Annotated in this window: 18 protein-coding genes; 8 read left to right on the top strand and 10 right to left on the bottom strand. The window is 72.6% G+C overall.

The window, feature by feature from the left end; translation table 11 throughout:
- Positions 1-198 precede the first annotated feature (198 nt).
- Positions 199-843, bottom strand: coding sequence for an HAD-IA family hydrolase (locus HZZ00_RS10230; protein WP_180331897.1), 645 nt, complete (start codon positions 841-843; stop codon positions 199-201).
- 70 nt (positions 844-913) lie between these two features.
- Between HZZ00_RS10230 and HZZ00_RS10225 the strand changes: the two genes are divergently transcribed.
- Together HZZ00_RS10225 and HZZ00_RS10220 are read left to right on the top strand one after the other, a co-directional pair.
- The gene (locus HZZ00_RS10225; protein WP_070030117.1) at positions 914-1,273 is read left to right on the top strand and encodes a hypothetical protein; all 360 of its coding nucleotides are present in this window, start codon (positions 914-916) and stop codon (positions 1,271-1,273) included.
- A 1-nt stretch (position 1,274) separates the two neighbouring features.
- The gene (locus HZZ00_RS10220) at positions 1,275-1,694 is read left to right on the top strand and encodes a hypothetical protein (protein WP_180331896.1); all 420 of its coding nucleotides are present in this window, start codon (positions 1,275-1,277) and stop codon (positions 1,692-1,694) included.
- A 28-nt stretch (positions 1,695-1,722) separates the two neighbouring features.
- Here HZZ00_RS10220 and HZZ00_RS10215 read toward each other — a convergent pair whose 3' ends face one another.
- Together HZZ00_RS10215 and HZZ00_RS10210 are read right to left on the bottom strand one after the other, a co-directional pair.
- Positions 1,723-2,220 (bottom strand): GNAT family N-acetyltransferase, encoded by a 498-nt coding sequence (locus HZZ00_RS10215; protein WP_180331895.1) that lies wholly within the window; start codon positions 2,218-2,220, stop codon positions 1,723-1,725.
- 145 nt (positions 2,221-2,365) lie between these two features.
- A complete protein-coding gene (locus tag HZZ00_RS10210; protein ID WP_180331894.1) occupies positions 2,366-3,544 on the bottom strand; it encodes a glycerophosphodiester phosphodiesterase in 1,179 nt (392 codons plus the stop codon).
- Positions 3,545-3,860: 316 nt separating this feature from the next.
- On the opposite strand from HZZ00_RS10210, the gene HZZ00_RS10205 reads away from it, so the two are divergent.
- Both HZZ00_RS10205 and HZZ00_RS10200 read left to right on the top strand, forming a co-directional pair.
- Complete coding sequence (locus HZZ00_RS10205) at positions 3,861-4,583, top strand: 1-acyl-sn-glycerol-3-phosphate acyltransferase (RefSeq protein ID WP_071828522.1); 723 nt, start codon at positions 3,861-3,863, stop codon at positions 4,581-4,583.
- A gap of 122 nt (positions 4,584-4,705) precedes the next feature.
- Complete coding sequence (locus HZZ00_RS10200; protein WP_180331893.1) at positions 4,706-6,364, top strand: multicopper oxidase family protein; 1,659 nt, start codon at positions 4,706-4,708, stop codon at positions 6,362-6,364.
- A 36-nt stretch (positions 6,365-6,400) separates the two neighbouring features.
- Here the strand turns inward: HZZ00_RS10200 and HZZ00_RS10195 are convergent, their stop codons facing one another.
- The 3 genes from HZZ00_RS10195 to HZZ00_RS10185 form a co-directional block, all read right to left on the bottom strand.
- On the bottom strand, positions 6,401-7,951 hold the full coding sequence (locus HZZ00_RS10195) for an MFS transporter (RefSeq protein WP_180331892.1): 1,551 nt from the start codon (positions 7,949-7,951) through the stop codon (positions 6,401-6,403).
- Positions 7,948-8,493, bottom strand: coding sequence for a TetR/AcrR family transcriptional regulator (locus tag HZZ00_RS10190; RefSeq protein ID WP_180331891.1), 546 nt, complete (start codon positions 8,491-8,493; stop codon positions 7,948-7,950). The genes HZZ00_RS10195 and HZZ00_RS10190 overlap by 4 nt, the downstream gene beginning before the upstream one ends.
- A 134-nt stretch (positions 8,494-8,627) precedes the next feature.
- Positions 8,628-9,599: an aldo/keto reductase gene (locus HZZ00_RS10185; protein WP_180331890.1), complete on the bottom strand. Its 972-nt coding sequence runs from the start codon at positions 9,597-9,599 to the stop codon at positions 8,628-8,630.
- A gap of 140 nt (positions 9,600-9,739) precedes the next feature.
- Between HZZ00_RS10185 and HZZ00_RS10180 the strand changes: the two genes are divergently transcribed.
- A complete protein-coding gene (locus HZZ00_RS10180; protein WP_180331889.1) occupies positions 9,740-10,696 on the top strand; it encodes a GlxA family transcriptional regulator in 957 nt (318 codons plus the stop codon).
- Positions 10,697-10,802: 106 nt separating this feature from the next.
- On the top strand, positions 10,803-11,801 hold the full coding sequence (gene gap / locus HZZ00_RS10175; protein WP_180331888.1) for a type I glyceraldehyde-3-phosphate dehydrogenase: 999 nt from the start codon (positions 10,803-10,805) through the stop codon (positions 11,799-11,801).
- A gap of 148 nt (positions 11,802-11,949) precedes the next feature.
- Here the strand turns inward: gap and argH are convergent, their stop codons facing one another.
- Together argH and HZZ00_RS10165 are read right to left on the bottom strand one after the other, a co-directional pair.
- The gene (argH, locus tag HZZ00_RS10170; RefSeq protein ID WP_180331887.1) at positions 11,950-13,383 is read right to left on the bottom strand and encodes an argininosuccinate lyase; all 1,434 of its coding nucleotides are present in this window, start codon (positions 13,381-13,383) and stop codon (positions 11,950-11,952) included.
- A 115-nt stretch (positions 13,384-13,498) separates the two neighbouring features.
- Complete coding sequence (locus HZZ00_RS10165; protein WP_070030137.1) at positions 13,499-14,701, bottom strand: argininosuccinate synthase; 1,203 nt, start codon at positions 14,699-14,701, stop codon at positions 13,499-13,501.
- Positions 14,702-14,830: 129 nt separating this feature from the next.
- Here HZZ00_RS10165 and HZZ00_RS10160 point away from each other — a divergent pair, with 129 nt between their 5' ends.
- Both HZZ00_RS10160 and HZZ00_RS10155 read left to right on the top strand, forming a co-directional pair.
- On the top strand, positions 14,831-15,418 hold the full coding sequence (locus tag HZZ00_RS10160; protein WP_180331886.1) for a pyridoxamine 5'-phosphate oxidase family protein: 588 nt from the start codon (positions 14,831-14,833) through the stop codon (positions 15,416-15,418).
- A 2-nt stretch (positions 15,419-15,420) separates the two neighbouring features.
- A complete protein-coding gene (locus HZZ00_RS10155; protein WP_180331885.1) occupies positions 15,421-16,125 on the top strand; it encodes a L,D-transpeptidase in 705 nt (234 codons plus the stop codon).
- Between the two features lie 2 nt (positions 16,126-16,127).
- Here HZZ00_RS10155 and HZZ00_RS10150 read toward each other — a convergent pair whose 3' ends face one another.
- On the bottom strand, positions 16,128-17,609 hold the full coding sequence (locus HZZ00_RS10150) for a cell wall metabolism sensor histidine kinase WalK (protein ID WP_257585730.1): 1,482 nt from the start codon (positions 17,607-17,609) through the stop codon (positions 16,128-16,130).
- Complete coding sequence (locus tag HZZ00_RS10145) at positions 17,606-18,346, bottom strand: response regulator transcription factor (RefSeq protein ID WP_180331884.1); 741 nt, start codon at positions 18,344-18,346, stop codon at positions 17,606-17,608. Before HZZ00_RS10145 ends, HZZ00_RS10150 begins: the two co-directional genes overlap by 4 nt.
- Positions 18,347-18,528: the final 182 nt, after the last annotated feature.

Here is an 18,528-nt window from a genome sequence, read left to right as displayed (position 1 = left end):
GGCTCGGATGGTGCGGGGGCCCTCTAGAAGGCGCACATTCGACACGGGCACGTACAAACAGCACCGGGCGTCATGGTCGCCTCGGTCGCAGGGATGCGGCTGTTCGTCGTGGTCATGCGGCCCAGTAAAGCAGACGTGGGCCGTCGGCCGGCCGCCGCTGTCCGGATGCTGGACAGCGGCGGACAGCGCGGGGCGGGCTCAGCCGCGTACGGATATCTCCACCCGGGCGTCGCGGACCAGTGCGGACAAGGCCGCGAGGTCGTCCACCACCAGGTCGGCGTCGAGTTCCCCGGCCCGGTGGGTTGTGGCCAACGCCACGGTGGCCATGCCGGCCGCGCGGGCCGCCCGCAGCCCGGCGGGGGCGTCCTCGAAGACGACACAGTGGGCGGGGTCCACGCCGAGCTGGCGCGCGGCCAGCAGATAGGGCTCGGGATCGGGCTTGCCGCGGGTGACGTCCTCGGCGCTGACCAGCGACTTCGGGGTGATGCCCGCGGCCTGGAGCCGGGCCTCGGCGAGCCGGCGGGTGGCGGAGGTGACCACGGCCCAGCGGTCGGCGGGCAGGGAGTCCAGGAACTCCAGGGTGCCGGGCAGCGGCCGCACCCCGGCCACGTCCTCCACCTCCAGCTGCTCGACCCGGGCGACGGCCTCGGGCACCAGGTCGGCCGGGAGCAGGTCGGCGATGATCTCCGCGGCGGTACGGCCGTGCAGCTCCACGCCCCGCAACCGCTCGGCGGTGACCCCGTACTCGCCGGCCCACCTGGTCCAGCAGCGCACGACGGAGTCGTACGAGGAGACGAGGGTGCCGTCGTTGTCGAACAGGAGGGCGTGTGCGTGGATCGTCATGCGCTCGACCCTACGGCGTACGGCGGGGTCGGCGGCGATCGCCCGTTTCCGCCGTAATAAGGTCAACCGCATGCTCACTGTCCTGACGCTGGTGACCGGGGTCGCCGCGCTGCTGCTCGCCGCCTGGTGCGGCTGGGCCGCCTACCGTGACCAGCCCACCAAGGACTGGCACCTCATCGGCATGGCCGCGGTGTCGGTGCTGGCCGCGGTGCAGCTGGTGATCGGGATCGTGCAGCTGGCGCGGGGCGAGAAGCCGGAGCAGGGCACCGCGATCTTCGTGGCGTATCTGCTGGGTGCGTTCGCGTGCGTCCCGGCCGCGGGGTTCATGTCGCTGGCCGAGCGGACCCGCTGGGGTTCGGTGACGGCCGCGGCGGGCGGTGTGGTGCTCGCCGTACTGCAGGTCCGCCTCTATGACATCTGGGGAAGCTGAGATGACGACCGTCGAGGAGAAGCCGGCCCGGCTGATCAGCGGGCCGGGGATGCTGCTCGTGTGGTTCTACGGCGTGATGGTGGTCGGCGCGCTGTCGCGTTCCGTCTACCAGATCTCGACGGACTTCCAACGGGCGCCGCTGGCGTACTCGTTGTCCGCGGTGGCCGGGCTGGTGTACGCGTTCATCACGTACACGCTCGTGCGCGGCGGGGAGGTCGCCCGGCGGGCGGCGCTGGTGTGCTGCGGCGTGGAACTGGCGGGCGTGCTCCTGGTGGGCACGTGGACCGTGGTCGACGGCTCGGCGTTCCCCGACGCCACGGTCTGGTCCGACTACGGGATGGGGTACGTCTTCATCCCCGTGCTGCTTCCGCTGTCCGCGATGTACTGGCTGCGCAAGGCGCGGCCCGGGGCCACCGCCTGAGCCGCGCCGGAGCGCGGCTCACGCCGGCTCACGCCGTGGTCGCGTAGGTGGCCGCGGGCTTCTCCAGGATGATCAGGTCCACTCCGTCCGTGCCCTTGGCGCGGCCCACCGCCTCGTAGCCGACCCGGCGGTAGAGGCGGAGGTTGCCCTCGCTGCGGTGGCCGGTCTGGAGCCGGAAGAGGGTGGCGCCGCGCTCCCCGGCGAGGGCGGACTCGGCGGCGCGCAGCAGCCGGGCGCCGATGCCGTGCCCCTGGAGGCGCGGGTGGACGCAGAGCCGGGCGATGGCGGCGGCGCCGTCCTCGGTCACCTTGCCGCGTACGGCGCCGACCACCTCGTCGCCGAGCCGGGCGACGAAGACGCAGTCCGAGGCGATCTCCTCGCGGACGGCGTCGAGGGTCTCGACGAGCGGGTCGATGCGGTAGTTGCCGTAGAGCGCCGCTTCGCTCTGGAAGCAGAGGTACTGGAGGCGGAAGATCTGCTCCGCGTCCTGTTCGGTCGCCACCGAGATGGTCACGCTCATGCCCATGTGCGCATGCCTCCCGCTCACCTGATCACCGGTCGTCCCCCACACTCCTATCCCCGCCCTCGGCGCGAGGCAATCTCCGTCGTGCGCGGTCGCCCTGTGAGATAGCCAACTCCCCCGCCGTCGGCGGCGGGGGGCCGGCGTCCGGTCAGCTCAGGAAGTCGGCGCGGGCGAGGATCCCGGTGTCGGCGTTGTCGGTGAAGACACCGTCGATGCCGGTCTCGAAGTACGCCTTGAAGGCGCCGAAGGCGTCGCCGTAGCCGTCGGCCGCGCCGCCCTTGCGGAACTCGGCCGGCAGGAAGGGGTTCTCGTTGCGCATGGTGTAGGGGTGCAGGATCAGCCCGACGCGGTGGGCGTCGGCGACCAGGCTGGAGGGCTCGGCGAGGGTGCCGTCCGCCTTCCTGGGGATCACCAGGTCGAGGGTGGGGCCGATGCCCTGGGCGTAACCGGCTATCTCCCGCAGGCCCTTGGGGGTGATCAGGTCGGCGACGGTGCGCGGGTCGCCCGTCTCCACGAAGTCCCAGGGGCGGCTGTCGGCCGTGGACAGCAGCACCACGAGCGGGTTGTCGACCAGCCGGTTGAGCCGCTCGATGCTGGTGGGCTCGAACGACTGGAGGATCACCGGGGAGTTGCGGCCGTCCTTGCCGTGCTTGCGCAGCAGCTTGGCCACCCGCTCCTCCAGGCCGAGGCCCAGCTTGCGGAAGTAGGTGGGGTGCTTGGTCTCGGGGTAGATCCACACCTGCTTGCCGCGCTTGCGGGTCTGCTCGTCCTGCCAGGCGAGGACCTCCTCGAAGGTGGGGATCTCCCAGCGCCCGTTGTAGAGGGTGTTGTGCGGCCGGTTGGCCGGGATGCGCTCGACCGCGCGGAGCGTCTTCAGCTCGGCGAGGGTGAAGTCCTCGGTGAACCAGCCGGTGGTGGGCACGCCGTCGAGCACCTTGGTGGTCTTGCGGCCGGCGAACTCGGGGTGGTCCGCGACATCGGTGGTGCCGCCGATCTCCGGCTCGTGCCGGCAGACGAGGTGGCCGTCCTTGGTGGGACAGAGGTCGCCGGCCTCCACGATGTCGGCGCCGAAATCGAGGGCGAGTTCGTAGGAGCCGAAGGTGTGCTCGGGGCGGTAGCCGCTGGCGCCCCGGTGCCCGATGATCGTCGGCACCGGCAGGCCCTTCAGTCCGCGCCCGGCGGGCTTCGCCGCCCGCACCTCGGCCGCCCGCGCGGCCCCGGGCAGTCCGAGGACCGCCCCGCTCGCGCCCAGCACCGCGGCGCCGAGCAGCGCCCGCCGCCCCGTGCCCTCGTGCCGCGGCTGCTCGTTCGTCCGGTCGATCCCCATCGGCGGCCTCCTGCCGTCTGCTGCGCCTGCTGCGCCCGCTGTCGTGTCGCTCGTCGGTCCGAGCGATCGTAGGGGCGGGAACATGACAGGAGGGCGGCTTCGGGTCGAACACGGGGGTGCCGGCGGGTGGACCGTGGGCGGCCCGGGGTGACGGTCCGTCGCGCGGCGCGTCCGGCCGAGCGATGTCCGTCACATCGGCACAAGGGCGTTACCCGCCGTCTGCCGCGCGTCACCGCAGGTAAACCCGCGTCAACTCTTCGTAAGACCTCGGTGAACCGGCGGTACCCGATGTGCGTTCGCGCCGGACCCGCGAGTAATGTCCTCACCTGCACAGACTCATATCGCTCCCTCGGCATCGGAGGACCCGTTGTCCCGCTTCCGCCTCATCAAGGCAGTGCTCGGACCGATCATGCGCCTGATGTTCCGCCCCCAGGTGGAGGGCGTGGAGCACATTCCGGGGGACGGCCCGGTGATTCTGGCCGGAAATCACCTCACCTTCATCGACTCGATCGTGCTGCCGCTGGTCACCAAGCGTCAGGTGTTCTTCATCGGCAAGGACGAGTACGTCACCGGCAAGGGCGTCAAGGGCCGGCTGATGGCCTGGTTCTTCACCGGCGTCGGCATGATCCCGGTGGACCGCGACGGCGCGAACGGCGGTGTGGCCGCGCTGATGACCGGACGGCGGATCCTTGAGGAGGGGAAGATCTTCGGCATCTACCCCGAGGGCACCCGCTCCCCCGACGGCCGCCTCTACCGGGGACGCACGGGCATCGCCCGCCTCACCCTGATGACCGGCGCCCCCGTGGTGCCGTTCGCCATGATCGGCACCGACAAGCTCCAGCCGGGCGGCAACGGCATCCCGCGCCCCGGCAAGGTGACCGTGCGCTTCGGCGCGCCGATGGAGTTCTCCCGCTACGACGGCATGGACCGCGACCGCTATGTGCTGCGTGCCGTGACGGACTCCGTGATGGCCGAGGTCATGCGGCTGTCCGGGCAGGAGTACGTGGACATGTACGCCACCAAGGCGAAGGCCGCCTGAGACCCCCGGACGGACGGACACGGCGGCCGTTCGTCCGTCTGCCGGTGTGAATCTCCCCCGGCGCAGGGGCATTCGGCCTACGCTCCCGCGCGTACCCCACGGAGAACATGTCTGATTCAGGCATGGATACACCTTCGCGGCGAACCCTCCTCCGTGTCCCGATCGCAGCCGTCGGTGCGAGCTTCCTGGCGTCCTGCGGCTCCGGCTCCGAGACCCGCTCCGGCCCCCACCGCGCGGACACCGGCCCCCTCGGGGCGGGCATCGAGGGGAACTTCGTACCGGCGGGACCCAAGGGGTACGTCAACCCGTCGGACCCGGAGGTCCTCGCCACCGAGCGCAAGCGCGGGGCGGGCCGTGTCCACAGCCTCCGGTTCACGGCGGCCGAGGCGAAACTCGACCTGGGCGGGCGGTCCGTGCGGACCTGGGCCTACAACGACACGGTGCCGGGTCCGCTGGTCCGGGTCAGCGCCGGCGACGTGCTCGATCTGACGCTCGCCAACCGGCTGCCCGTCAGCACCACCCTGCACTCGCACGGGGTACGGCTGCGCTGCGACATGGACGGCGTACCGGATCTGACGCAGCGTGCCATCCCCTCGGGGCGCGACTTCCGCTACCGGTTCACCGTGAAGCACCCGGGCACCTATCTGCTCCACTCCCATGTCGGGATGCAGCCCGACCGCGCCCTGTACGCGCCGCTCGTCGTGGACGACCCCAAGGAGACGCTCGCCTACGACAAGGAGTGGATCGTCGTCCTGGACGACTGGCTGGACGGCGTGGACGGCTCCACCCCCGACGGGGTGCTCGAACAGCTCAAGCCGGGCGGCTCCGCGATGGGCGGCATGGGCATGGGCCCCGAGCACCCGCACGCGAGCGGCAGCCCGAGCCCCCACCCGAGCAAGTCGGCCGGGACGAAGGCGGCGCCGCCCGCCAAGTCCACGGGCCCCAACCGGGTGCTGCACGACTCCCACAGCCGCATGCTCGACGGCGACGGCGGCAGCGTCGACTACCCGTACTACCTCGCCAACGGGCGGCTGCCGCACAATCCCTCGGTGTTCCGCTGCCGCCCCGGCGACCGCATCCGCATCCGCTTCGTCAACGCGGGCTCGGAGACGGCGTTCCGGGTCTGCCTCGGCGGCCACGCCATGACCGTCACCCACACCGACGGCTACCCCGTGCGGCACAGGGAGACCGACGCGCTGCTCATCGGCATGTCCGAGCGGTACGACGTGCTGGTGACCGCCAAGGACGGCTGCTTCCCGCTGGTCGCGCTCGCCGAGGGCAAGAAGGGCAGCGGGCTCGCCGTGCTCCGCACCGACAAGGGGAAGAACCTTCCCGCACCGAATGTCAGGCCGGACGAGCTGGACGGCGAGTGCGTGCCGGCGCGGCGGCTGGAGCCGGCCGAGTCGGTGGCCCTGCCGGAGCGGCACCCCGACCGCCAGATGCGCATCAGGATCACCGGCAACATGCACAACTTCGACTGGGGCTTCGACCACAAGCCGTACGACGTGCGGCAGCGGCACGAGATCCATGCCGGGGAGCGGGTGCGGCTCACCCTCATCAACGCGACGGACATGTGGCACCCGATGCATCTGCACGGGCACACGTTCGCGATGACCGGGCTGGACGCGGTGGGGGCGCGCAAGGACACCGCGCTGGTGCTGCCGCACCGCAAGCTGGTGGTGGAGTTCGACGCGGACAACCCGGGGCTGTGGATGCTGCACTGCCACAACCAGTACCACTCGGAGAGCGGGATGATGACGGTGCTCGGCTACAAGCGCTGAGCGACCGGCCGGGGCGCGAACCCCGGCCGGGACTCCCTACTCCGCGTGCTCCGGGTACCCGCTCTGCTCCGTGTTCTCCAGCCGCTGCCCCTTCAGCAGGAACCACGCCACCGCCGCCGTGCCCAGCAGGACCGCCGCGCCGGCGCCGGACGCCAGGTGGAGGCCGTGCACGAAGGCGTCGCGGGCCGAGTCCAGGAGCGAACGGGCCGCACCGGCGGGCATGCGGGCCGCGGCCTCGACCGCCGCGCCCAGGGACTCATGGGCGCCGGGCGGAGTGCCGGCCGGGCCCGTGAAGCCGCGGTAGACGGCGGTCACGATGGAGCCGAGGAGGGCGATGCCGAGGGCGGCGCCCAGTTCGTAGGCGGTTTCGGAGACCGCCGAGGCGGCGCCGGCCTGTTCCTTGGGGACACTGGAGAGGATCACGTCGGCGGTGACCGTGAAGGACAGGCCCGCGCCGATGCCGACGATCAGCAGGGCGGCGCCGAGGACCGGGTAGCCGGTGGACTGGCCGAGGCAGGTCAGAGCGGCCAGGGCCAGGCCGACCGCGGCGAGGCCGCCCGAGACCACCGAGCGGACCGAGAAGCGCCGGGCCGCGCTGCCCGCGACCAGTCCGGCCGCCACCGCGCCGACGGCGGCGGGCAGTTCGGCGAGGCCCGCCTCGAACGGGTGCCTGCCCTGGACGAGTTGCAGGTACTGGGAGAGGAAGAACACCAGCCCGGACATGCCGAGTACGGTCAGCAGGTCGGCGAGCACCGCGCCGCTGAAGCCGCGGTGCCGGAACAGCCGCATGTCCAGCAGCGGGACCGGCATGGTCAGCTGACGGCGGACGAAGCCGCCGAGGGCGCCCGCGCCCAGCAGGCCGACGGCGAGGGCCGGCCAGGAGAAGCCGTGCGTCGCGGCCTCCTTGACGGCGTAGACGACGCCGATCATGCCGACGAGCGACAGCAGGACACTGGGCAGGTCCCAGGGGCCCGGGTGCGGGTTGCGGGACTCGGGCAGGGTGCGCAGACCGACCAGCACGAGGACGGCCATCACCGGCAGGTTGATCAGGAAGACCGAGCCCCACCAGAAGTGCTCCAGCAGGAAGCCGCCCACGATCGGGCCGACGGCCGTACCGGCGGATGCGGTCGCGCCCCAGATGCCGACGGCGAGGCTGCGCTCGCGCGGATCGTGGAAGAGGTTGCGGATCAGGGCGAGGGTGGCCGGCATCAGGGTCGCGCCCGCGACACCGAGCAGGGCCCGCGCCAGGATCATCGACTCGGGTGTCGTGGCATAGGCGTTGAGCACGGAGATCGCGCCGAACGCGGTGGCGCCGCAGAGCAGGATCCGCTTGCGGCCGATGCGGTCGCCGAGGCTGCCCATGGAGACCAGCAGACCGGCGATGACGAAGGAGTAGACGTCACCGATCCACAGCAGCTGGGTGCCGGAGGGGTGGAGGTCCTCGCTGATGTAGGGGGTGGCCAGGCCGAGGACGGTGGCGTCGACGGCCACCAGCAGCACGGCCAGGACGAGGACGCAGAGCGCGAGCCACCGGCCCGGACGCCGCTCCGCCCCCGCCACATCGGCCGGCCGCAGGGTGCTGGTCATGGTTCCTCTCTTCGCAGGGCGCCGCCGAGCAGCAGCTCGGCGACCATGGTCGGGAAGTCGCGGGCGGCCACACGGCCGTCCAGGCTGGCCCAGGCGCAGGAGGCCGTCAGGCCGTACAGCGCCTCGGTGAGCCAGGCGGGCGTGAGGTCGATGCGGAACTCGCCGCTGTGCTGCCCGCGCTGGAACAGGGCGGCGATCCGGCCGTCGAGCCGCTGCCAGCCGTCGTTCTGCCGGTCGCCCTCCCACAGCTGGCTCTCGCCGTACAGGAAGGCGAGCAGTCCCGCGGCCGGCTGGATCTCGCGGACCAGTCTGCGCACGGCGTCGGCCGCCGCCCCCTCCTCCGGGCGGGCCCGGTCCAGCGCCGCCTCGCACTCCGCGATGCCGAGCGCCTCCAGCGCCCGTACGAGCGCGTCGCGCCCGGCGAAGTGGCGGTGCAGCGTGGCCCGGCTGATCCCGGCCGCCTTGGCGACCTCGTCCATGGTCGCGGTGGACTTGCGGGTCAGCAGAGCGGCGGCGCTGCGCAGCACATGGTCACGATCCATGAGACAAGGATAGACCAGATGAGACAGTCATGTCTCACACTGGGCATGTGCGACTCATCGTCGCTGGTCAGCGCGGGTGTGGCTCAGGGCCGGGGCACGCGGGCGGGCCAGATGCCAGGGCTCACGCGCGAGCGTCAGTGCCAGGGCAGTTCCCCGCGCCGCTGCCAGTAGGTGCCGGGGTCCTCGGTGAGCGTGGCGAGGCGGGTCATCTGCTCCGCGTCCAGGTCGACGGCCGGGGCGTGCAGATTGGAGGCGAGCTGGGCAACCGTCGCGGCGCCGGAGAGGACCACGCCCACCCAGGGCCGGCTCAGGATCCAGGCGAGGGCGACGGCGTCGCAGCCGAGTCCCGTCTCGGCGGCGACCGCCCGCAACGCCTCGGGTGCGTTCGGACCGGCGAGCCGGCCGTTGGCCATGCCCTCCTTGACGATCACGGTCAGTCCGGCGTCGTGGGCCTCGGCGAGGGCGGAGCCCGCCGAGTGCTCCAGGACGTTGTACGTGGACTGGACGGTACGGAAGAGGGGCTCGCCGTCGACCGTCACCGCGAGGGCGGCGCGGATCGCGTCGGCCTGGGCGGGGCCGCTGGTGGAGAAGCCGACGGTCAGGCCGCCGGCGGCGGCCTGAGCGAGCCTGGCGTGGAGTTCCTTGTCGGTGAGGGCCGGGCTGTCCGGGGTGACCGAGTGGATCTGGTAGAGGTCGAGCCGGTCGCCGAGCAGGGCGTCGGTCTCGGCGCGCTGGCGTTCGTACGTCGCCAGGCCGTGGTCCTTGACCTCGTGCCGCTCGGCCTCGGTGGACCAGCCGGCGGTGTAGGTGTAGCCCCATTTGCTGCCGACGACGACATCCTGGACGTCGGGGCGGGCCTTCAGCCAGTCGGCGAGGAACTCCTCCGAACGGCCGTAGGAGCGGGCCGCGTCGAAGTAGCGCACGCCCTGGGCGTAGGCGGCGTCGAGGAGTTCATGGGTGCGGGCGCGCAGGGCCGCCACGCTCCGGTCCGCGCCGAGGTCCTCGTCCCGGCCCAGGTTGATGTAGCCCGGGCGGCCGACGGCGGCCAGCCCCAGGCCGATGTGACAGGTGGCGGTGGTGGCGGTCGCGAGACGGGCGAAGGGCATCGCGGGCTCCGTTGGGTCGGCTCCGGTTCGGCTTCGACCAACGTAACCCGCGTCCGGCTCCGCCCCGGAGCCCGGCGCGTGCGGCGCCCGCCCCGGGGCGGGCGCCGGCCCCGGGGCCCGCCCGGCGTAGCCTCTTCCCCGTGCCAGCCCCCCGTCTGCATCGCGTCGCCGTCCTCGTGCTCGAAGGCGCGAAACCGCTCGACGTCGGCATTCCCGCGCAGGTGTTCACGACCCGCGCGAGCATGCCGTACGAGGTGCGGGTGTGCGGGGCCGCACCCGGTCTCGTGACCGGTGGCGACGGCCTCGCGTACCACGTCGCCCACGGTCTCGACGCGCTGGAGTGGGCCGACGTCGTCTTCGTCCCCGGCTACCGGTTCCCGGACCGCGACGACCCGCCGCGGGCCGTCGTCGACGCGCTGATCGCCGCCCACGCCCGGGGGGCCCGGCTCGCCGCCATCTCGACGGGTGCCTTCGCGCTCGCCGCCACGGGCCTGCTCGACGGCAGGCGGGCCACCACGCACTGGCACTACACGCGGGCCCTGCGGACCAGGCATCCGCTGGTCCGGGTCGACGAGAACGTGCTGTTCGTGGACGAGGGCAGCCTGCTCACCTCGGCCGGCGCCGCCTCCGGCATCGACCTGTGCCTGCACATCCTGCGCGGCGACCTCGGAGTTGCCGCGTCCAACCACGCGGCCCGGCGTCTGGTCGCCGCCCCCTACCGCAGCGGCGGCCAGGCCCAGTACGTGCCGCGCAGCGTGCCCGAGCCGCTCGGCGAGCGGTTCGCCGCCACCCGCGAGTGGGCGCTGCACCGGCTCGACGAGCCCCTCACCCTCGACGTACTGGCCCGGCAGGCCGGGGTCTCGGCGCGCACGTTCTCCCGGCGCTTCGTCGAGGAGACCGGCTACACGCCGATGCAGTGGGTGATGCGTGCCCGCGTCGACCTGGCCCGGGAACTGCTCGAACGCTCGCAGCGCAGCGTCGAGCAGATCGCCGCCGACGTCGGGCTCGGCACCGGCGCGAATCTGCGGCTGCACTTCCAGCGCATCCTCGGCACCACGCCGAGCGAGTACCGGCGCACCTTCACCCGGGGCGAGTGAGGCGCCGGGCGAGCGTGGCGGGATCCTTGTGAACCGTGGCGGTCCCGCCACTGTCAGCGGCCGGGGCCGCGCGCGAGCCTGATGGCGAACGGAAGGGACATCGCTCATGACTCGCATCGCCATCAACGGTTTCGGCCGCATCGGACGCAATGTGCTGCGCGCGCTGCTGGAGCGCGACAGCGCCCTGGAGATCGTCGCCGTCAACGACCTGACGGAGCCCGCCACGCTCGCCCGGCTGCTCGCCTACGACAGCACGGCCGGCCGGCTCGGGCGCCCGGTGACCGTCGAGGGGGACGCCCTCGACGTCGACGGCCGCCGGATCACGGTGCTGGCCGAGCGGGAGCCGGCGCGGCTGCCCTGGGGCGAACTCGGCGTCGACATCGTCCTGGAGGCCACCGGCCGCTTCACCTCGGCCGCGGCCGCCCGCGCCCACCTCGTCGCGGGCGCGAAGAAGGTGCTCGTCAGCGCGCCGTCGGACGGCGCGGACGTCACGCTCGCCTACGGGGTCAACACCGACGCCTACGACCCGGCCGCGCACACGATCGTCTCGAACGCCTCCTGCACCACCAACGCGCTCGCCCCGCTGGCCGCGGTCCTCGACGAACTCGCCGGTATCGAGCACGGCTTCATGACGACGGTGCACGCCTACACGCAGGAGCAGAACCTCCAGGACGGTCCGCACCGCGACGCCCGCCGCGCCCGTGCCGCAGGCGTGAACATCGTGCCGACCACGACCGGCGCCGCCAAGGCGATCGGCCTGGTGCTGCCGAACCTCGACGGCAAGCTGTCGGGCGACTCGATCCGCGTGCCGGTGCCGGTGGGCTCGATCGTCGAACTCAACACGACCGTCGCGCGCGACGTGACACGCGACGAGGTGCTGGCGGCGTACCGCACCGCGGCGGAGGGACCGCTCGCCGGTGTCCTCGAGTACTCGGACGACCCGCTCGTGTCGTCCGACATCACCGGCAACCCCGCCTCGTCGATCTTCGACTCGGCCCTCACCCGCGTCGACGGCCGCCACGTCAAGGTGGTCGCGTGGTACGACAACGAGTGGGGCTTCTCGAACCGCGTGATCGACACCCTGGAGTTCCTCGCCGCGGGCTGATCCGGGCCGGACGCGCCGGTCGGGCAGCCGGCGGCCAGGGGCGTGCCGGGGCGAGCGGCCCCTGCACGCCCCGGTGCCGTCGGACGGAGCCGAGGGTCTTTCGTCCGGATCGCGCCGGGCTCGCCGGGCCTGATCCGGACGAAGGACCCTAGCGGGCCGTCTTCGCCCGCGCCCACTCGTGCTGGACCGCCACGTCCGCCTTGACCTCGGCCAGTTGGACGGCCACCGCGCTCGGGGCGGTGCCGCCGCGGCCGTTGCGGGAGGCGAGGGCGCCGGGGACGTTGAGGACGGTGCGGACCTCGGGGGTGAGGTGGGCGGAGATCTTGGCGAACTGCTCGTCCGTCAGCTCGTCCAGCTCCTTGCCCTCGGCCTCGGCGGCCTTGACGCACTCTCCCGCGACCTCGTGCGCCACCCGGAAGGGGACGCCCTGGCGGACCAGCCACTCGGCGATGTCGGTGGCGAGGGAGAAGCCGGCCGGGGCCAGTTCCGCCATGCGCTCGCGGTGGACCGTGAGGGTGGCCATCATGCCGGTGAAGGCGGGCAGCAGCACCTCCAGCTGGTCGCAGGAGTCGAAGACCGGCTCCTTGTCCTCCTGGAGGTCGCGGTTGTAGGCGAGGGGCAGGGCCTTGAGGGTGGCGAGGAGCCCGGTCAGGTTGCCGATGAGGCGGCCGGACTTGCCCCGGGCCAGCTCCGCGATGTCCGGGTTCTTCTTCTGCGGCATGATCGACGAGCCGGTGGAGAACGCGTCGTGCAGGGTTACGAAGGAGAACTCCTTCGTGTTCCAGATGATGATCTCCTCGGCGATCCGGGAGAGGTTCACGCCGATCATCGCGGTGATGAAGGCGAACTCCGCGACGAAGTCCCGGGAGGCCGTGCCGTCGATGGAGTTTCCGGCGCTGCCGTGTTCGAACCCGAGGTCCTTGGCCACCGCCTCGGGGTCCAGGCCCAGGGAGGAGCCGGCCAGGGCGCCCGAGCCGTACGGCGAGACCGCCGTGCGCTCGTCCCACTGGCGCAGCCGCTCCGCGTCCCGGGACAGGGACTGGACGTGGGCGAGGACGTGGTGGGCGAAGAGCACCGGCTGGGCGTGCTGGAGGTGGGTGCGGCCGGGCATCGCCACGTCGGGGTGGGCCTCGGCGAGGCCGATCAGGGCGTCCTGGAGGTCGGCGATCAACCCGCCGATGATCCGGGCGTGGTCCCTGAGGTACATCCGGAACAGGGTGGCCACCTGGTCGTTGCGGGAGCGGCCGGCGCGGAGCTTGCCGCCCAGGTCGGGGCCGAGGCGCTCCAGCAGGCCCCGCTCCAGGGCGGTGTGCACGTCCTCGTCGGCGATGGTGCCGGTGAAGGAGCCGTCGGCGACGTCCGCCTCCAGCTGGTCGAGCCCGGCGATCATGCGCTCCAGCTCGTCCGCGCTGAGGAGCCCGGCCTTGTGCAGCACGCGCGCGTGGGCACGGGAACCGGCGATGTCGTAGGGCGCGAGCCGCCAGTCGAAGTGGACGGACGCGGACAGCTTCGCCAGGGCCTCGGCGGGACCGTCGGCGAAACGGCCGCCCCAGAGCCGTACGTCACCGCTGTTGCTGCTCACTTGCGTGCTCCTCGGGAGTGTCTCTGTGCGACCGCCTCCCCACCCTTGCAGGTGAGGAGGCGGCTGTCAGTTCTGATGCGTGCGAGGGACCCGTGCGGGTCGCGCCAGGTCTGCGTCAGGCTTCGCCCGCGAGATCACGGCGCGCGGCGATCTTCGACGACAGGCTGTAGATGTCGATGAAGCCCTTGGCCGCCGCCTGGTCGAAGGTGTCGCCGGTGTCGTAGGTGGCGAGGTTGAAGTCGTACAGGGACGACTCCGAGCGCCGGCCGGTGACGACCGCGCGGCCGCCGTGCAGGGTCAGGCGGATGTCGCCGGACACGTGCTGGTTGGCCTCGTTGATGAAGCCGTCCAGGGCGCGCTTGAGCGGGGAGAACCACTGGCCGTCGTAGACCAGTTCGCCCCAGCGCTGCTCGACCTGCCGCTTGTAGCGGGCGAGTTCGCGCTCGACGGTGACGTTCTCCAGCTCCTGGTGGGCGGTGATCAGCGCGATCGCGCCGGGGGCCTCGTAGACCTCGCGGGACTTGATGCCGACGAGGCGGTCCTCGACCATGTCGATCCGGCCGATGCCCTGGGCGCCGGCGCGCTCGTTGAGCTGCTGGATGGCCTGGAGGACGGTGACGGGCTTGCCGTCGAGGGCGACCGGGACGCCCTCCTTGAAGGTGATGACGACCTCGTCGGCCTCGCGCGGGGTGGCGGGGTTGGAGGTGTACTCGTAGATGTCCTCGATCGGGGCGTTCCAGATGTCCTCCAGGAAGCCCGTCTCGACGGCGCGACCGAAGACGTTCTGGTCGATGGAGTACGGGGACTTCTTGGTGGTGGCGATCGGGAGCTGCTTGGCCTCGCAGAAGGCGATCGCCTTGTCCCGGGTCATCGCGTAGTCGCGGACCGGGGCGATGCACTTGAGGTCGGGGGCGAGGGCGACGATGCCGGCCTCGAAGCGGACCTGGTCGTTGCCCTTGCCGGTGCAGCCGTGGGCGACCGTGGTGGCGCCGTGCTTCTTGGCGGCGGCGACCAGGTGCTTGACGATCGTCGGCCGGGAGAGGGCGGAGACCAGCGGGTAGCGGTCCATGTACAGGGCGTTGGCCTTGATCGCCGGGAGGCAGTACTCGTCGGCGAACTCGTCCTTCGCGTCGGCGACCTCGGCCTCGACGGCACCGCACGCGAGGGCGCGCTTGCGGATGACGTCCAGGTCCTCGCCGCCCTGGCCGACGTCGACCGCAACGGCGATGACCTCGGCGCCCGTCTCCTCGGCGATCCAGCCGATGGCGACGGAGGTGTCCAGACCGCCTGAGTAGGCGAGTACGACGCGCTCGGTCACGGGTTTCTCCTCACGTGCAATTGCTGACATGCATGAGTATGCAGAACTCTGCATGATTCGTCAATCGCCCTTTCGAGTGAGCCCGAGAATCCTTAGACAGTCGAAAGAGTTCCGGGGATAATCCTGGACATGGGAAAGACCTACGAGCGCATCGACGGCAGGCTCCGCACGTTCATCGAGGAGCAACCCCTCTTCTTCACCGCGACCGCGCCGCTGTCCGGCGACGGCCGGGTCAACCTCTCCCCCAAGGGCCTCCGGGGCTCGTTCGCCGTGCTGGACGAACTCACCGTGGGCTACCTGGACTTCGCCGGTTCCAACGCCGAGACCATCGCGCACCTGCGGGAGAACGGGCGGATCACCCTGATGTGGTGCGCCTTCCAGGGCCCGCCGAACATCGTGCGGGTGCACGGCCGGGGCGAGCCGGTCTTCCGCGACGACCCGCGCTTCCCGGAGCTGCTCGCCCGCTTCCCCGGCATCGACCCGGAGCCGCACGGACTGCGCGCGATCATCGTCGTCCACGCCGAGCTGGTGCGGGACACCTGCGGGTACGCCGTCCCCTTCATGGCGTACGAGGAGGAGCGCGACCTGCACGAGAGGCGCTTCGCGCGGGAGGACGACGCCTCCCTCAACGAGTACTTCACCAAGAAGGAGTACATCGCCACGAGCCTGGACGGCCTTCCCGGACTGCCGCTGCCGCTGCCCCCGGCTAGCGTCTGAGCATGCGCCCCGGTGCCGTCGCCCGCCTCGTCTCCGCCTCCCTTCTCGGTCTGCTCGGCGCCGCCCCGCCCCGCGGGGCGGCCCCGCTGCCCGAGCGGCTGGCCGACACCGGCGGCGGCACCCAGCTGATCATCGCGCAGGCGCCCGACACCGGTTCCACGACGGGCACGGTCACCTGGTGGGACCGGCGGGGCGGGACATGGGCGCGGGCCGGGTCCGCACCGGCGCGGTTCGGGGCGAAGGGGCTGGTCGAGGGGGCTGCCCGGACGCAGGGCACGGACACGACGCCGACCGGGTTGTACGACCTCCCGTTCGGCTTCGGCACCAAGGCGGCGCCGGGCGGCACGCGGGTCCCCTACCGGGCCGTCCGCGCGAGCTCCTGGTGGTGCCAGGACAACGCGTCGTCGTCGTACAACCGCTGGACGGATCCGCTGCCGCGCGACTGCCGGGCCGCGGAGTCGGAGCACCTGAGCGCGTACGCCGGCCAGTACGCGTACGCGCTGGTGGTGGGGTTCAACTACCACCGGCCGGTGCGGGGGCGGGGAGCCGGGATCTTCCTGCACGTCGACGGGCGCGGGGCGACCGCCGGTTGTGTCTCCGTCCCGGAGGCGGACATGCGGCGGATCCTGCGGTGGGTGGTGCCGCGGCGGGCGCCGCACATCGTCCTGGGCACGTCCGGCGGCGCCACCGGCGTCAGCCGGTACTGACGTCAGACCGGCAGGGTGACGCGGAAGGTCGTGGCGCCCGGTTCGCTGTCCGCCTCCACCGTCCCGCCGTGCGCCTCCACCACCGCCGCCACGATCGACAGGCCGAGGCCCGCCCCCGGCGCGGACGCGTCCGCGTGGCGGCGGTGGTCGGCGCGGGTGAAGCGTTCGAAGACCGCGGGGCGCAGCTCCTCGGGGATGCCGGGGCCGTCGTCGTGGACGCGGAGGCGGACGGCGCCGGGGCGGGGCTCCAGGGCGACCGTGACCTCGGTGCCCGGGGGCGTGTGCAGACGCGCGTTGGCCAGCAGGTTGGCGACCACCTGGTGGAGGCGGTGCGCGTCTCCGGTGACCGTGACCGGGTCCTCGGGGAGGTCCAGGGTCCAGCGGTGGCCGGGGCCCGCGGCGCGGGCGTCGGTGACCGCGTCCAGGACCAGCCGGGTCAGGTCGACCGGGCCGCGCTCCAGCGGGCGGCCCGCGTCGAGGCGGGCGAGCAGCAGCAGGTCGTCCACCATCAGGCCCATCCGGGAGGACTCCGCGGCGATCCGCTCCAGCGCCCGGGTGACCTCGGGCGGCACCGGGCCGGGGTGCAGCAGGCCCAGTTCGGCGTGGCCGCGCACCGAGGCGACCGGGGTGCGCAGCTCGTGGCTGGCGTCGGCGGCGAACCGGCGCAGCCGCTCCTGGCTCGCGTGCCGCTCGGTGAGCGCGTCCTCGACATGGCCGAGCATGCGGTTGAGGGCGGCGGCGACCCGGCCCACCTCGCTGTGCGGGTCGGCGTCGGGGGCGCGCGGCGGCAGGGCGACCTCGCCGCTGGCGAGCGGGAGTTCGCTGACCCGGGTGGCGGTGGCGGCGACCCGGCCGAGGGGGCGCAGGGACCAGCGGACCCAGAGGGCGCCGGCCACCCCGGCCGTGACCAGGGCGAGGCCGAAGACCACCGCGGAGACCAGCTCCAGCCGGTGGACGGTGGCCTCGACGGACTCCAGCGGGAGGCCGGCCATCAGCACGTCGCCGTCGCGTCCGGGGGTGGCGACGACCCGGTAGTGGCCGAGGGCCGAGAGTTCGACGGTGTGCGGGCGGCCGTCGGCCGGTGTCCGGGCCAGCCGTTCGGCGTCCGCCGCGGACAGGGCGACGTTCAGGTCGGCGGAGAGGTCGCCGGAGCGGATGAGGCCCTTGTTGGTGACGGTGCCGTCCAGCAGGCGGGCGCCGAAGGTGCCGGTGGCCATCCGCCGGGTGTCGGCCTGCTCGTCGCCGTCGTGGTCGTCGGGCAGCCTGCCGCGGTGCTCCAGGCTCTCCGGGAAGCGGGTGCCGACCTGGGCGAGCTGTTCGTCCAGGCGCTGGGTGAGAAAGCCGTTCAGCTCGACCACCGCGGCCACCCCGACGGCGGCGCAGCTCACCGCGAGCAGGACCACGAGGCCGAAGGTCAGGCGGGCGCGCAGGGTGCGGAAGCGGGGCAGGCGGGCGAGCAGGCCCGGGCGGTCGCCGGTCGTCACACGGTCACCGGTTTGATCACGTAGCCCGCCCCGCGCACCGTGTGGATCATGGGTGCCCGGCCCGCGTCGATCTTCTTGCGCAGGTAGGAGATGTACAGCTCGACCACGTGGGCCCGGCCGCCGAAGTCGTAGGACCAGACCCGGTCGAGGATCTGCGCCTTGCTGAGCACGCGGCGTGGGTTGCGCATCAGGAAGCGCAGCAGCTCGAACTCGGTCGGCGAGAGTTCGATCAGCTCGCCGGACCGGGTCACCTCACGGGCGTCCTCGTCCATCACCAGGTCGCCCACGACCAGCCCGGCCTCCTCCTCCGGGCGGCGGGCCATCCCGGCGCGGCGCAGCAGTCCGCGCAGCCGGGCCACGACCTCCTCCAGGCTGAAGGGCTTGGTGACGTAGTCGTCGCCGCCCGCCGTGAGCCCGGCTATCCGGTCCTCGACGGCGTCGCGCGCGGTGAGGAAGAGCACGCACACATCGGGCTGGGACTCGTGCAGCCCGCGCAGCACGGCGAGGCCGTCCATGTCGGGCAGCATCACGTCCAGGACGACGGCGTCGGGCCGCAGCTCGCGCGCGGCGGCGAGGGCGGCGGTGCCGTCGGCGGCGGCGCGCACCTCCCAGCCCTCGTAGCGCAGGGCGCCGGTGAGCACCTCGGCGAGGTCGGGGTCGTCGTCGACGACGAGGACGCGCAGCGGGGTGCCGTCGGGACGGGTGAGGGCCGGGCGGCCGGAACGGGTCGTGTTCATCGCGCCTCCCAGCATCGCGCGTGCGCGGGGCGGCGGTGGGCCGCGCGGGCTGTGAGTTTGCTCTGAAAAGCGTCGGTGGGCCGTCGCAGTGCCTGGTCAGGGGCTTGCTGAGAGATCTCTGAGACGTCTGTGAGAAAGCCCTGAAGACAGCGTCCCCGGGCCCTTTCTCAGAGGCCCCTCAG

The organism is Streptomyces sp. NEAU-sy36 (assembly GCF_013423905.1).
GTDB classification, from domain to species: Bacteria; Actinomycetota; Actinomycetes; order Streptomycetales; family Streptomycetaceae; genus Streptomyces; species Streptomyces misionensis.
This window is presented reverse-complemented; position numbering and strand designations above follow the sequence as displayed.

What these genes read in the sequence shown, in the direction of transcription:
- HZZ00_RS10230 (WP_180331897.1), bottom strand. Translation starts at nt 843, where the DNA reads ATGACGATCCACGCACACGCCCTCCTGTTCGACAACGACGGCACCCTC.
- HZZ00_RS10225 (WP_070030117.1), top strand. Translation starts at nt 914, where the DNA reads ATGCTCACTGTCCTGACGCTGGTGACCGGGGTCGCCGCGCTGCTGCTC.
- HZZ00_RS10220 (WP_180331896.1), top strand. Translation starts at nt 1,275, where the DNA reads ATGACGACCGTCGAGGAGAAGCCGGCCCGGCTGATCAGCGGGCCGGGG.
- HZZ00_RS10215 (WP_180331895.1), bottom strand. Translation starts at nt 2,220, where the DNA reads ATGGGCATGAGCGTGACCATCTCGGTGGCGACCGAACAGGACGCGGAG.
- HZZ00_RS10210 (WP_180331894.1), bottom strand. Translation starts at nt 3,544, where the DNA reads ATGGGGATCGACCGGACGAACGAGCAGCCGCGGCACGAGGGCACGGGG.
- HZZ00_RS10205 (WP_071828522.1), top strand. Translation starts at nt 3,861, where the DNA reads ATGTCCTCACCTGCACAGACTCATATCGCTCCCTCGGCATCGGAGGAC.
- HZZ00_RS10200 (WP_180331893.1), top strand. Translation starts at nt 4,706, where the DNA reads ATGGATACACCTTCGCGGCGAACCCTCCTCCGTGTCCCGATCGCAGCC.
- HZZ00_RS10195 (WP_180331892.1), bottom strand. Translation starts at nt 7,951, where the DNA reads ATGACCAGCACCCTGCGGCCGGCCGATGTGGCGGGGGCGGAGCGGCGT.
- HZZ00_RS10190 (WP_180331891.1), bottom strand. Translation starts at nt 8,493, where the DNA reads ATGGATCGTGACCATGTGCTGCGCAGCGCCGCCGCTCTGCTGACCCGC.
- HZZ00_RS10185 (WP_180331890.1), bottom strand. Translation starts at nt 9,599, where the DNA reads ATGCCCTTCGCCCGTCTCGCGACCGCCACCACCGCCACCTGTCACATC.
- gap (WP_180331888.1), top strand. Translation starts at nt 10,803, where the DNA reads ATGACTCGCATCGCCATCAACGGTTTCGGCCGCATCGGACGCAATGTG.
- HZZ00_RS10160 (WP_180331886.1), top strand. Translation starts at nt 14,831, where the DNA reads ATGGGAAAGACCTACGAGCGCATCGACGGCAGGCTCCGCACGTTCATC.
- HZZ00_RS10155 (WP_180331885.1), top strand. Translation starts at nt 15,421, where the DNA reads ATGCGCCCCGGTGCCGTCGCCCGCCTCGTCTCCGCCTCCCTTCTCGGT.
- HZZ00_RS10145 (WP_180331884.1), bottom strand. Translation starts at nt 18,346, where the DNA reads ATGAACACGACCCGTTCCGGCCGCCCGGCCCTCACCCGTCCCGACGGC.